Below are 12,434 nucleotides of genomic sequence, written 5' to 3'. Positions count from 1 at the left end.
TTGTTAATTAATATAGGTATAAAATTTAACCTTATCTATATATGCTTTCGTTGGTAGGGTTGCTTGTTCTATATTCCCACCCCAATTTACAGATTTTGTGGCCCAAAGATTAAAAATAACATGCATTGGTTTGTTAGGAATAGCTGTTGTAGTAGAATGCACAATTTTACCATCTATTTCCCACTTAATCTCATTAGGAGACCAAATGATTGCGTAATCATGAAATGCTGCAGTAGTATTAAAATCAAGTAGGATTAGTTTGTCATGAGATGTTTTATCTATCCAATTATTTAACGTTATTTCAGTTGGAGATTTTCCACTAATTTCAAAATCTATTTCTTGGTTATCTCCAGCTGGCTGATACAAAAAAAATGCAGTAATACATCCTAAAGCATCTGTAGCTTTAATTCTCGCCTCGAATTTACCATACAAATATGCTTTTTTTGATCTTATTTCAGCAGCAGCATATTCTTTTTTGTGAAATTTTTCCTTTGTTAAGGATAAAATTAATTCGTCGTTTTTAATAGCAACATTCTTAGCAGAAAAGTGAGCTAAATTATTTTCAAACGTATGATTTTCAATCGTCCAATTCGCTTTTAAATTGCTAGTAAAATTATCTATAAATGTTTCTTTTGTCATTTTTGATACAGTACCACAACCACTTACTGTTAAAAGTACTAACAACCAATACAATAAAAATATTTTACGCATTAAACTTTGCCTTCCTGTATTAATATGTGAGTTTTTAAAATAGCTGCTACACTAATGCTATCTGTAATTTTACCATCCATAACCATTTGATAAGCTTCATTAAATGGCATTTTACGAATAATTAATTCCTCAGTTTCTTCTGGAGATGATTCTCCTAATTGTAACTCTTGAGCCAAATAAATAATGGCTAATTCATCACTTACTGAGTTTGATAAATGCATACGTTGAATTTCGGTATAACGTTTTGCAGTCAATCCAGTTTCCTCAGCGAGTTCTCTTTTAGCACTTTCTATAGGGTCTGCTTGTAATTGCCCACCGCCTTCTACAATCTCCCAACTGTACTCTTTTATCGGAAAACGATATTGTCCAACTAGCCATGTGTTTAAATCTACATCTAAAGGCAAAATGCCAATAGCCATATTTTTGAAATGCACTTCACCATAAATTCCTGCCCCGCCAGATGGGTTTAGTACCTGATGTTCTGTTAAAGAAATCCAGTTATTATCGTAAATTTTTTGACTTTCTAAAACTTTCCAAGGGTTACTAATGCTCATGGCCGCAAGATACGGAGCTTTTAATAGGAATGCAAAGCTATACTATTGTTTAGCAGGTGGTGGTGGCGGAACAACAACCTTATTCATTTTCACTTTCGTAAAACGATAATTTAAGCTGAACGTAACGTTACTTGAATTGTTAGTAGAATAACTTTGGGAAGTGAAATTTGTACCCGAATTAAACGAGTTATTATTCTTTCTACCAAAAGGATCGTTTGTACTGATGCGAGCACTTAATGTGTTTTTAAAAAATGATTTCCGAGCACCAAAACTACTATTGATCGATCCTTTATTTCGACCTTGGGCATTAATGTTGTTCGCATAATTTAGGTTAGATTCAAATGCAGTTTTGTAAGGTAATTGCATCGAAAAACCTAAAGATGCTCTTAAACTTAACCCATCTCTATTTAAAGCTGTATTTAATGTTGAACTATATTTGCTTTGAATTATACTAAAGTTTCCATTAGCAGAAATTTTGTTCGTTGGACGAAAATTTCCAATTAACATCAAGGCAAAAGAATTATTTGTACCTACATTATCGAATGTGCTTTCTGAAACCCCATTCTTTTTAACGGTACGATATCTTTCAATAACCCCACGACTAGTAGAATAAGAAATACGCGGTGTAAACGACCATTTTTGTCCGAAAGCGCCAAAACTAAAATCCATTTGGTGAGTGTAAGCTGGTGATAAATCCGGATTCCCGAAAGAAATATTCAAGGTATCGGCATTATTTACTTGTGGATTTAAAGCGTTCTCTCTAGGTCTATTGATACGCACACTATACGTTGCACCAAAATTATATCGCTTTTTAAAAAAATGATTTAAAGATAGGTTTGGAAATAAACTCAAATAAGGACTTACATGATAGCTTGTTCCAGTAGAAAGATCGAAGTTTACATCCGTATATTCTCCTCGTAAACCTCCTTTTAACCCCCATCCGTTTTTACGGTAATTATAAGAAGCGTATCCAGAAAGTATGTTCTCGTTATAAAAGAATTTGTTGGTCAGGTTTTTATTCGTTACAAATTGCTCTGTTTGATAGTTGAAATTTTCTACTAATAAATCGTTGTCATTTTTTCGGTAATTGTACGCAATACCAAATTCTAACTGATCTCTTTTGTTAAACACGGGTTTATCATAATCGAGGTTAAAATTTAATCCACGATTACTAACTTCATTATCGTTTTGCTGTAAACTAGGATTTAAATTAGTTGGAAATGCATATGTTCGATTATATGAACGTAAATCGTAGTTCGCATTTGTGTTTAACGTAACACCCATTGTAAGTTTACCGCCAGTTGTATCTGTTTGTAAATTATAGTCGGCATTAAACACAAAATTGTTGCTGTTACCATCTCCAAGGTTAAGCTGATTACGTAAACGCGTTGGCACTAGCGCTTCATCTATGTAATAAAAGTTGTTGCCAGAATTGCTATTGCTGTTATTAGTGTTGTAATTGGTAGAAAGTCGTAAATTTTGTTTTGGTGTAATATCCCAATCCAAACCTAACCTAAAATTACCACCATTATTCTTACTTCGGTTATTATTAAACTGATTGTAATAAAAAGTAGTGTCAGGAAAAAAGTTAGTTCGATAACTTTCACTGGTTCCTTTGCCAATATTTTCTCGGTATGCTGCACTACCATTTAAATTGTAATTTTTACCACGATAAGATGCGTTGGCATTGGTGTTTTTATTACCTTGGATACCAGCAGTTACACCAATGTTACCATTAAAACCAACCTTAAATCCTTTTTTCATTACGATATTAAGAATGCCCTCTCCATCTCCAGAATATTTAGATGGTGGGTTAGTCATTACTTCAATTTTTTCAATCGCGTCTGAAGGTAATACATTTAGCAAATCTGCGATGTTTGATGTCATGTAATCAGACGGTTTCCCATCTATAAAAACGCGTGTGCTTCGTTTACCAGAAATAGTTGCATTTCCATCAATATCAACCTGTACCATCGGTACATTTTTAAGCACATCAGTAGCGGTACTTCCTTCTGCTAAAACAGATGAGCCAACATTATACGTAATTACATCTGCACCAAATTCTACTAGCGGTTTTTGAGCTGATATTACTACTTCATTTAAATTGCTTTGCTCGCTGCTTAATTTTAGATTGCCTAAATTTTTGTCCGAATCTTTATCTGTAATGCTGATTTCGTTTACAAAAAGACTAGCAAAACCAACATAGCTAACCTTTATTTTATAAGTGCCAGTTTTAAGATTATTAAACTTAAAATACCCATTTTCATCAGTTTGTATAGTTAATAAAGGTTGTTCCGCTGTTGATTCAAAAATAGAAACTACAGCATATGGAATGGGTAATGCACCAACTTCTTCAATAACTTTGCCCCTAATAACACCATTTTCAGCAGCTTTGGCGTCGAATGAAAATAAACTCAGCAGTGTAACGGCAAAAAAATAGAGGAACAGTCTTTTCAAGATTGAGTTAAGATAAAATGGTAAACATAAATTAGTTTAGTAAAGCGACAATATTTACAGTTAAAATACAAATAACAACTATTAATAATAGAACTTTAAGTTATTATTTTTCCTCTTAATCTTTAGTAAATTCGTTTTCCTTATAAGAAGACAAAGGTCGGGGTTGAAGGTTTAAAAAACGAGGAGTAACTATTTTATTACAGCTATATTATGCTCAATTACAGTACTATTTTTGATAACGGTATGACGTATGGTAATTACCGTGAAGTGGTTTATACGCGATTGCTAAAAGGCAAAACCACAGGCGATAATCATTCGCCAGAGATGTTGCATTATACAAAAATGAATAATCATAGAATGGACCGTATTGAAAAAAATATGGTTTTGAGTAGTGATTTATCAAATGTTATTTCAACCATAAAAGGAAAGTATAACTTTTTAGTAATTAGTGAGGGGTGGTGTGGTGATGCCGCTCAGATTTTGCCAGTATTTGAAAGAATAGTTGAAGAAGCAAAAGAGAAATTTCAAATGAAAATCGTTTTGAGAGATGAAAATCTAGCATTAATTGATAATTATCTCACCAATGGTGGAAGAGCAATTCCTGTGGTAATCATATTGGATGAGAATAAAAATCCGATTTTACCAAAGTGGGGACCAAGACCACAAGTTGTGCAAAAATTATTAAAACAATGGAAAGAAGAAAGCGATGATATGGGTTTAATTGCAGAGCAATTACATGGGTGGTATGCAAAAGATAAAACGCAAACTACCCAATCAGAATTAGTAGAGTTATTAAAACAATTGGAGTAATTTAATCTACTGTAACAGTTAACCCCTCTTGTTGTAATATTTTACGGTAAACTTCCATTTCTGTAAAAGAACCTTCAAGTACTGCACATTTACCCTTATTATGTACTTCCCAAGCAATTTTTTCACCTTGCGCTTCGGTATAATCTAAGTATTTCATCATACACCAAATCACATGTTCAAAGGTATTTACATCATCGTTCCATAAAATTAGGCGATGAACGGTTTTTAAAGAAGTAAGAATCTCCTCTAATGTAAATGTTTCTTCCTTTGTTTCTGTTGACATGATGCAAAAATAAGGAATTTTTAGTAGTTTATGATGAATAGACTATAGGTTATTGGTCAGCTACTATTCATCAAATTAGTTACATTTGTTCTTCAAACCAAATTGTATGCAAAGTTCAAAAATTGCCGGAATAGGATATTATGTGCCTAAAAATAAATATACCAATACCGATTTGTCTCGTTTTATGGATACCAATGATGAATGGATACAAGAACGTACGGGCATACAAGAACGTCGCTTTGCAGATAGATTAGAAGAAACCACAACAACAATGGGTGTTGAGGCCGCAAAAATTGCAATAGAACGAGCTGGCATTACCGCTCAAGATGTCGACTTTATTATTTTCGCTACACTTAGTCCAGATTATTATTTTCCAGGTTGTGGCGTTCTATTACAGCGTGAAATGAAAATGAAAGAAGTCGGTGCGCTCGATGTTCGTAACCAATGCTCTGGTTTCTTATACGCATTATCTGTTGCCGATCAGTTTATTAAAACCGGCATGTATAAAAATATTTTAGTAGTTGGTGCCGAAAAACATTCTTTTGCAATGGATTTTGAAACCCGTAGTCGAAACGTTTCGGTCATATTTGGCGATGGCGCAGGGGCTGTAGTTTTGCAACCCACACAAAAAGAAGGACAAGGAATTTTAAGTACACATTTGCATAGCGATGGTGCAGATGCAGAAATTTTAGCCATGTTTTATCCGGGTTCGCATGCCAATAAATGGATGAAGGATAAACCGGGATACCCTGATCAAGAATTGGGCGGTTTATTTATGACAACAGAACAATTGGAAGGTGGTGCTGCATTACCTTATATGGATGGACCTGCAGTGTTTAAAAAAGCAGTTGTTAAATTTCCAGAGGTGATTAAAGAAGCACTAAAAGCTAATAATTTAACTGAAAAAGACATTGATTTATTAGTGCCACATCAAGCGAATTTGCGCATCAGTCAATATGTGCAACAATTACTAGGGTTAAGCGATGATAAAGTCTTTAATAACATCCAAAAATACGGTAATACTACAGCTGCATCGGTACCAATTGCGTTGTGTGAAGCTTGGGAAGCTGGAAAAATTAAAGAAAACGACTTAGTTTGTTTAGCTGCTTTTGGATCTGGTTTTACGTGGGCAAGTGCTTTAATTAGATGGTAAGTTGAAAAGGATAGCGATAATATTATTTTTTCTATGCAGTACAAGTGTAGTGTTTGGTCAAAAAAAAATTAATTCAAGTATTGAAATTCAAATATTAAAAGGTTTTGGTGGAGAAGATTATACCTTATCTATTTATAGAACAAATAAATCAATAAAAATTTTGTACAAACACCGAGATAGTGTTTCGTACAAATTAAACAATGATTTAGAATATAAAAAATGTTTTGAGCTTGTAGATTCATTGCTCTTAAAAAACGAGAAATATGATTCAAATAAATTTATACTAATTAACAATAGGATGAAGGCAATCGAGTCTTCCTATAGTTATTATAGAAAAGATAGCTTGATCTTTAAAAGAAAAGTAAACAGAGAATTTGATATTCTTTTAGATTCTGTATTTAGTTCATCAACTGAGAAACTTGAAAATAAAACTCCTAACGTAACTAGACTTGTACTAGATGGACATTCAGTAAACTTTATAATTAATAAAGGTAAAATTTCAAGAAAAATTTATACACAATCTCCTGATTTAGAAAGCCATCCTTTGTTAACTAAGCTACAACAGGGAGTAATGATTGAATATAAAAAAAGGAGGAATAGAGATTTTATAACCAATAAAGCAAATTAACAATACAAAGATTTATGTTCAAACTAGGTGATTTTGTCCGTTTTGTAGACGAAAAGAGAGAAGGATATATAACGAGAATGATTGATGCGCAAACATTAGGCGTAACAGATACAGATGGATTTGAAATACCTGTAGCAATAAGTAATTTAACGCATGTTCATGGCCATAGTGCGAATACAATTACACAAAGTGATCATCAAAAGCCCATTATCGTTGACGAAGGATTTAAAGAAACTGGAATTTTCTTAGCGGTTGCTGAGGATTCAAAAGCAAGTGCTGTTGCGCATTTCACCTTACTAAATAATACATCTTATCAACTCTTGTTAAGTTTAAAAACCGATAAAAAGGGAATTTATAAAGGTGAATTTGCAAGTGTAGTACAACCTAAAACAAGTACACAAATTTATAGCGCAAATTTGAGTGATTTAGAAATTTGGCCTGAATTTATTTTTCAAATATTGTATTTTACTACAGCAAATATTAAACCTGTTGCACCCTTAAATTTAACAAAGAAGTTTAAGGCTAAAGATTTCAGTGGAGCGAAAAAACAGATTCCAGAAATCAATAAATACGCATGGCTGATCCAATTAGATGAACCAGTGCAGTTAATAGATGCGCAAAAATTAAAAGAAAGTTTTTTTAGAGGAGAAACCGAGAAGCCAAAAGTTTTAAAGCCTGCTACCGAAATAGATTTACATATCGAGAAGTTGAGAGACGATTATCAGTTTTTAAATCAATCTGAAATTATTGATATACAGTTAACTTATTTTCAGCAAATGCTGGATGCAGCAATTGTTCATCAACTCCCATCAATTGTATTTATTCATGGTGTAGGCAACGGAACATTAAGACATCACATTCATAAAACAATCAGCAAGCATCCGCAGGTGCGTACCTTTATGGATGCCCGCAAAGAGAAGTTTGGTTTTGGCGCTACAGAAGTAATATTTAAAGTTTAAGCTCCAAATTGACGCAAGTGATGATCGGTATGTTTCCACAATAAAACATCCCACTGTTCTGTACTCATTTTACCAAAAATTGGATGTTTTATGGCAAGAGTATCTTTTTGAGCATCAAACTTGTTAATTAAGTTGATAAGATTTTGTTTTTCTGCTTCTAAATTTGGATCAAAGTTCACGACAAACTTTTATGAGTTGGCAGATTTTCTCAAATGGTTCTTCTTTCATTAATTTCTTTTTAATGATTGGGCCTAAGATCATAAAAATTAAATTGCTGTGTAATTTTAATTCGCCAATGCTCACTTTAATTGGCGCTTGCGTATGCAATAACATTTGCGATGGCAACATTTTACCCCATTGTCTTTCGCTGTTTTCATTGATAGATTGAATGCGATTGATAATTTCTTCCCGTTCTTGAGTGTTAAATAAGGATTTCATTTGAGTAGTTTTATTAAAATGATTAACTCCCTTTTGCAGATCTTGTCATTTGTTCTAACATATCCCACATCTCCGATGGGATGGCCTCTAATCCGTTCATTTGCCCAGCACCTTGCAACCATTCACCACCATCAATTGTAATTACTTCGCCATTAATATAACCAGCAAAATCACTGATCAAGAACGCAGCTAAATTGGCTAATTCTTGGTTTTCACCAACACGTTTTAAAGGTACACGCTTTTTGAAATCGAATTTCTCGGCCAAATCTCCAGGTAATAATCTATCCCATGCGCCTTTTGTAGGGAAAGGACCAGGTGCAATAGCATTGGTACGAATACCATATTTACCCCATTCTACCGCTAACGATCTAGTCATGGCAAGTACGCCGCCTTTAGCGCACGCTGAAGGAACCACATAAGCCGAGCCAGTAAAAGCGTAAGTGGTCACAATGTTTAAAATGCTCGCAGGCTGTTTGGCTGCAATCCAATGTTTGCCAAAAGCTAGGGTGCAATTTACTGTTCCTTTTAAAACGATATCTATAATACTTGAGAAAGCATTGGCTGATAAACGTTCTGTTGGTGAGATAAAATTACCTGCTGCATTGTTTAGTAAGCCATCTACTCTGCCAAACTTTTCGATGGTTTTAGCAAGTACCATTTCAACTTGTTCATAATCTCTTACATCGCATTGCACCGCTAAAACTTGTCCACCAGTTTCTGCAGCCATTTCATCAGCGGTCTTTTGTAATACTTCAAGTTTGCGACTGGTAATTACCAAATTGGCTCCCAATTTTAAAAAGTAAGTTCCCATGGCACGACCTAATCCTGTGCCACCTCCTGTTACTACTATGGTTTTGCCTTTTAAAGCATCGTCTTTTAACATGGGTTCGTTATACATCTAGCTGGTTTTTTTGTTTCGTTGGTTTTTACTATTTCTTTTGGAGACTATCAATAATTGTTTTTAAAATTGCTCTGGTACTTGGCGACCACCATTGCTTCAACATAATCTCTAAGTCCGCACTTTGATCGGCACTTGTACTTTCTATCAATTCCCTTCTAATATTTAATTTGCTTTGCGACCACGTGTTTCTTTCATAAGCCATATACTTTCTGGCTCTACGCTCTGCTGCAGTTAAAATGCTTTCTGGTTTTACCAATTCATCTACCAAACCAATAGCCAATGCCTCTTCTGGATTAAAAAGTTTTCCTTCTAATAAACTTCGGGTAGCATCGGCTTTGCCCAACCAAAATGAGTATAAACTAAAAATACTATTAGGCACAATAATCCCAACAGGAACTTCATTTAAACCGATAATATATTTCCCTTCAGCCATTACACGGGCATCACAAGCTAATGCAATTACACAGCCACCCGCAGGGCTATGACCATTTATTGCCGCCACTAAGGGTTTATTAAAAGAAGTAATTTTAGCTACAAAGTTTAAAAACAAATGCCAAAAACTTTTAGCCTCCTCTTCATTATAATTGTATAATTCTATTAAGTCTAAACCTGCAGAAAAGAAGTGCTCTTTGCCAGTAATTAGTACCCCACCAATAGTTTGATCCATTTCTATATTGTTTAGCATATCAGTTAATTCGATAACCATTTCTTGGTTTAACGAATTAGATTTAGGTCTGTTCAGACTAATAATTGCTAAACGATCTTTTATCGTGACTTCTATTGTTTTCATAAGATTGATTATTTTACTTCGTAAGCATAAACTTTTCTGGCCAAATTTCCATCTACATCTATTCCTTCAATTACAATTCTATACATACCAGATTGGCCTGTATTGTAATAATTCAGATTTGCTTTTCCAGTTGTGTCTGATACTAAATGTGGATTCCAATATACAGTTGATCTTAAATCTGGTTTTGGATCTGGAGTTGCATCATATTTTGGCGAATAGAATTGTCTAACTTGATAATATCCCTTTGGGGCATAAGTAACTATTCCTGGTGAATATCTAGCGTAATTACTTTCTGTACCAGCTCCTCTTTTTGTGGTAACTACAATAACACCACTAGAGCCGCGACTGCCATAAATTGCAGTATTACCAATACTTTTTAAAACCTCAACACTTTCTACGTCTTGCACATTAATATCATCTAATTGGAAATCACTTCCCATATTAATTCCATCTAAAACAATGCTCATAGGACCTCCATTTGCACGGGTAGAATAAGCTTTTCCATCACGGATCATTATACCAGCAACTCGTCCTTGTAAATACATAGAAAGTGAGAAAGCAGTTTCTAAATCTTTCGCAGTAGCTACAAAATCTGCACGACCAGCACCATTCAAATTTGAGGAGTTTGGAGCAGGATTTTTCTTTTCAACAATGTTTACTGTTTTGAGCGTTATTGTTTTATTTAGAAAACCCCTTTTAGTTTGTTCATCAAAATATGTAGCACTTTGTGCTAAATACGGCATTAAAGTTTCATTCACATTAACCTCAACATCTCCTGTGTTCTTATTGATAGTAACTACTTGATTAGGCACTATATCAAGGTCTATTTGTGTGTTTTTATTGTTTTTATCGGTACGAGCTTGTACAACAAATTTGATATTCTCTGTAAAATCAATTTGATCGAAGTTAAAGCGTCCATTAGCATCGCTTAAGGTATCAATAACAAAAAAACCATTTGTATTAGAAAATAGTACAACTTTTCCTTTAGCTACTGGTTTACCCCCTTTGGTAATAGTGCCACTTATTTTTAAGTGTTTTTCCGGTTGATACGTTATTGCTGGAAATTGATTATTGATAATGTTTTTCCAGTTTATTTTTCTCCAACCTTGTGTAAGTAACAGATTATCTAATTCATTGCGAGTTTTTGAATCATTTTTTAAGAAATAATGATTCGGTTTTTCTACATATCCTGCTAAATCTGATGTCAATAAAAGACTAGTTAAAATGTTACTTTCATTTTCTAAATCTGGAGCTACAGCAGCTGTATTTGTAATGGCTACAGAAAAACTTCCTTGTATTGGTTTTGCATTATTGGTTGTAGTTAAGGTTAAATCTACATTCCCTCGTTTACTATAAGTTGGTTTTAAATTCTGAACACTTATGTCAATTTTATCGTGGTTATTATTTACAAAAGCTAAACGTTCCGCAACCGGCAAATTATCAGCAGAAAATAATGTAAGTTGAATAATACCAGATGGAAATTCGGATTTAGGAACAGCTACTGAAATTAATTGTTTTTCTGTGGAAAGTTTGGTTACAAAATAAACATCACCATTATGTTGCCCTACTAGTTTAAGCTCCCCTTTATTCATTACATCAGTAGTTAATATTACTTTTACGCTCATTTTAGCACTATCTGTATTATTTACAGAAAGTACATAACCACTAATTTGCGGTTTAGGTAAGGTTATACTTTTTTCCGATCCATTGGGAAGTTTAACTTTTGCAGTATACATTTTCCCTGGAAGTGGATTCAAAATAAAAGACCCCATTCCTAAATAGGCAGTCTCAAATTTTAGAATTTCATTGTTATCGTTATCCAAAACTCTACCACTTACATTTTCTCCTAATCCATTTGCATTAATGGCTTTAATGGCAACTTTACTTGGCAAGCCCTCTACTAAATTTCCTCCTTCTGGGAAAAATTGAACATCAACATCGGCAGATGTAGATTTAATAGGAATAACTTTAACTACAGTTTGTTTATCAGCCATTGTAATGGTAGCAGTGATTTTGCCCGACTTGTATACATTAGGCTGGGTATTTAGAATAGGAATATTAATTTCTCCATTTTCATTGGTGGTTGCCTTGCCTTTAGAAATGTTTCGAGCATTTAACTGCACCTCATAGTTCACTAAATTATTTGCATACGGTTTACCATCCTTATCCAAAAATTGAATTGTACTGTTTACCTTTTCTGTATTATTTTCTTTGCTATATTGATTGTTGGTTTTAGTGAAAACTTTATTTGCCCAAGAGTTCCCGATTTTAATAGTTTTATCAAAAAAGAATTCTGGTCCGGCATTTCTCATCCACTGTGTATATGCTCTAATTCTATAATTTCCTTCATTTAACGAATCGGTCAATTTAAAATCTCCCCATGAAATTCCACTTTGCATTTGCAATTTGACTTGCCTTTTAACAGAATCTTTCTCGTTAATTAATTCTACATATAAAATATTACTAATGGTTGAGGGTAGGGAAGTTTTGCTATCAACTACATAGGCTTTAAACCAAATATCATCACCTATCGCATAATAAGGCTTGTCGAGGTGTAAATAAACTTTTTCTTGCGGATACTTCTTCGTGAATTCTTCGAGCTTTTTAAGTAATTCAGTAAATGGATCATCGTCTGTAATAAAAGCAGAAAAACTGAATAAAGAGAGGAGCGTAATGGCTAGGATAAGAAGTTTTCGTTTCATGTATGAAAATAATAAAGCCTTAAGTTACAAAAACCTAAGGCTTTATTA

General features: G+C 33.7%; 13 protein-coding genes. 4 read left to right on the top strand and 9 right to left on the bottom strand.

Going from position 1 to position 12,434, the window contains the following annotated elements; all coding sequences use genetic code 11:
* Positions 1–3: 3 nt before the first annotated feature.
* The 3 genes from ACHMWN_RS03245 to ACHMWN_RS03235 are packed head-to-tail and all read right to left on the bottom strand — an operon-like array spanning position 4 to position 3,722.
* The gene (locus ACHMWN_RS03245) at positions 4–711 is read right to left on the bottom strand and encodes a family 16 glycosylhydrolase (protein ID WP_397297698.1); all 708 of its coding nucleotides are present in this window, start codon (positions 709–711) and stop codon (positions 4–6) included.
* Positions 711–1,265: an NUDIX domain-containing protein gene (locus ACHMWN_RS03240; RefSeq protein WP_397297696.1), complete on the bottom strand. Its 555-nt coding sequence runs from the start codon at positions 1,263–1,265 to the stop codon at positions 711–713. The genes ACHMWN_RS03245 and ACHMWN_RS03240 overlap by 1 nt, the downstream gene beginning before the upstream one ends.
* A gap of 42 nt (positions 1,266–1,307) precedes the next feature.
* Positions 1,308–3,722, bottom strand: a complete 2,415-nt coding sequence (locus tag ACHMWN_RS03235) for an outer membrane beta-barrel protein (protein ID WP_397297694.1) — start codon at positions 3,720–3,722, stop codon at positions 1,308–1,310.
* 210 nt (positions 3,723–3,932) lie between these two features.
* Between ACHMWN_RS03235 and ACHMWN_RS03230 the strand changes: the two genes are divergently transcribed.
* Complete coding sequence (locus ACHMWN_RS03230) at positions 3,933–4,532, top strand: thioredoxin family protein (protein WP_397297692.1); 600 nt, start codon at positions 3,933–3,935, stop codon at positions 4,530–4,532.
* A gap of 1 nt (position 4,533) precedes the next feature.
* Here ACHMWN_RS03230 and ACHMWN_RS03225 read toward each other — a convergent pair whose 3' ends face one another.
* Positions 4,534–4,815 (bottom strand): ATP-dependent Clp protease adaptor ClpS, encoded by a 282-nt coding sequence (locus tag ACHMWN_RS03225; protein ID WP_372816074.1) that lies wholly within the window; start codon positions 4,813–4,815, stop codon positions 4,534–4,536.
* 106 nt (positions 4,816–4,921) lie between these two features.
* Between ACHMWN_RS03225 and ACHMWN_RS03220 the strand changes: the two genes are divergently transcribed.
* Genes ACHMWN_RS03220 through ACHMWN_RS03210 form a run of 3 tightly spaced genes read left to right on the top strand, consistent with a single transcriptional unit; the run spans position 4,922 to position 7,555 of the window.
* Complete coding sequence (locus tag ACHMWN_RS03220) at positions 4,922–5,968, top strand: 3-oxoacyl-ACP synthase III family protein (protein WP_397297691.1); 1,047 nt, start codon at positions 4,922–4,924, stop codon at positions 5,966–5,968.
* A 1-nt stretch (position 5,969) separates the two neighbouring features.
* Positions 5,970–6,596 (top strand): hypothetical protein, encoded by a 627-nt coding sequence (locus tag ACHMWN_RS03215; RefSeq protein ID WP_397297690.1) that lies wholly within the window; start codon positions 5,970–5,972, stop codon positions 6,594–6,596.
* Between the two features lie 14 nt (positions 6,597–6,610).
* The gene (locus ACHMWN_RS03210) at positions 6,611–7,555 is read left to right on the top strand and encodes a Smr/MutS family protein (RefSeq protein WP_397297688.1); all 945 of its coding nucleotides are present in this window, start codon (positions 6,611–6,613) and stop codon (positions 7,553–7,555) included.
* Here ACHMWN_RS03210 and ACHMWN_RS03205 read toward each other — a convergent pair.
* The 5 genes from ACHMWN_RS03205 to ACHMWN_RS03185 are packed head-to-tail and all read right to left on the bottom strand — an operon-like array spanning position 7,552 to position 12,386.
* Positions 7,552–7,734: a DUF1569 domain-containing protein gene (locus ACHMWN_RS03205; protein WP_397297686.1), complete on the bottom strand. Its 183-nt coding sequence runs from the start codon at positions 7,732–7,734 to the stop codon at positions 7,552–7,554. The genes ACHMWN_RS03210 and ACHMWN_RS03205 overlap by 4 nt on opposite strands.
* Positions 7,724–7,993 (bottom strand): hypothetical protein, encoded by a 270-nt coding sequence (locus ACHMWN_RS03200; RefSeq protein WP_397297684.1) that lies wholly within the window; start codon positions 7,991–7,993, stop codon positions 7,724–7,726. Before ACHMWN_RS03200 ends, ACHMWN_RS03205 begins: the two co-directional genes overlap by 11 nt.
* A 22-nt stretch (positions 7,994–8,015) precedes the next feature.
* The gene (locus tag ACHMWN_RS03195; RefSeq protein ID WP_397297682.1) at positions 8,016–8,891 is read right to left on the bottom strand and encodes an SDR family oxidoreductase; all 876 of its coding nucleotides are present in this window, start codon (positions 8,889–8,891) and stop codon (positions 8,016–8,018) included.
* Between the two features lie 31 nt (positions 8,892–8,922).
* Complete coding sequence (locus ACHMWN_RS03190) at positions 8,923–9,684, bottom strand: enoyl-CoA hydratase/isomerase family protein (protein ID WP_397297680.1); 762 nt, start codon at positions 9,682–9,684, stop codon at positions 8,923–8,925.
* 8 nt (positions 9,685–9,692) lie between these two features.
* The gene (locus tag ACHMWN_RS03185; protein ID WP_397297679.1) at positions 9,693–12,386 is read right to left on the bottom strand and encodes a TonB-dependent receptor plug domain-containing protein; all 2,694 of its coding nucleotides are present in this window, start codon (positions 12,384–12,386) and stop codon (positions 9,693–9,695) included.
* Between the last annotated feature and the right edge of the window lie 48 nt (positions 12,387–12,434).

It is taken from the genome of Pedobacter sp. UC225_61 (assembly GCF_044452285.1).
Taxonomy (GTDB): Bacteria; Bacteroidota; Bacteroidia; order Sphingobacteriales; family Sphingobacteriaceae; genus Pedobacter.
The sequence above is the reverse complement of the archived record's forward strand: the minus strand, read 5'-3'. Positions and strand labels throughout refer to the sequence as shown.

Excerpts from the sequence above, each read along its gene's own strand:
- ACHMWN_RS03225 (WP_372816074.1), bottom strand. The coding sequence starts at position 4,815 with ATGTCAACAGAAACAAAGGAAGAAACATTTACATTAGAGGAGATTCTT.
- ACHMWN_RS03210 (WP_397297688.1), top strand. The coding sequence starts at position 6,611 with ATGTTCAAACTAGGTGATTTTGTCCGTTTTGTAGACGAAAAGAGAGAA.
- ACHMWN_RS03245 (WP_397297698.1), bottom strand. The coding sequence starts at position 711 with ATGCGTAAAATATTTTTATTGTATTGGTTGTTAGTACTTTTAACAGTA.
- ACHMWN_RS03185 (WP_397297679.1), bottom strand. The coding sequence starts at position 12,386 with ATGAAACGAAAACTTCTTATCCTAGCCATTACGCTCCTCTCTTTATTC.
- ACHMWN_RS03240 (WP_397297696.1), bottom strand. The coding sequence starts at position 1,265 with ATGAGCATTAGTAACCCTTGGAAAGTTTTAGAAAGTCAAAAAATTTAC.
- ACHMWN_RS03195 (WP_397297682.1), bottom strand. The coding sequence starts at position 8,891 with ATGTATAACGAACCCATGTTAAAAGACGATGCTTTAAAAGGCAAAACC.
- ACHMWN_RS03190 (WP_397297680.1), bottom strand. The coding sequence starts at position 9,684 with ATGAAAACAATAGAAGTCACGATAAAAGATCGTTTAGCAATTATTAGT.
- ACHMWN_RS03220 (WP_397297691.1), top strand. The coding sequence starts at position 4,922 with ATGCAAAGTTCAAAAATTGCCGGAATAGGATATTATGTGCCTAAAAAT.
- ACHMWN_RS03230 (WP_397297692.1), top strand. The coding sequence starts at position 3,933 with ATGCTCAATTACAGTACTATTTTTGATAACGGTATGACGTATGGTAAT.
- ACHMWN_RS03200 (WP_397297684.1), bottom strand. The coding sequence starts at position 7,993 with ATGAAATCCTTATTTAACACTCAAGAACGGGAAGAAATTATCAATCGC.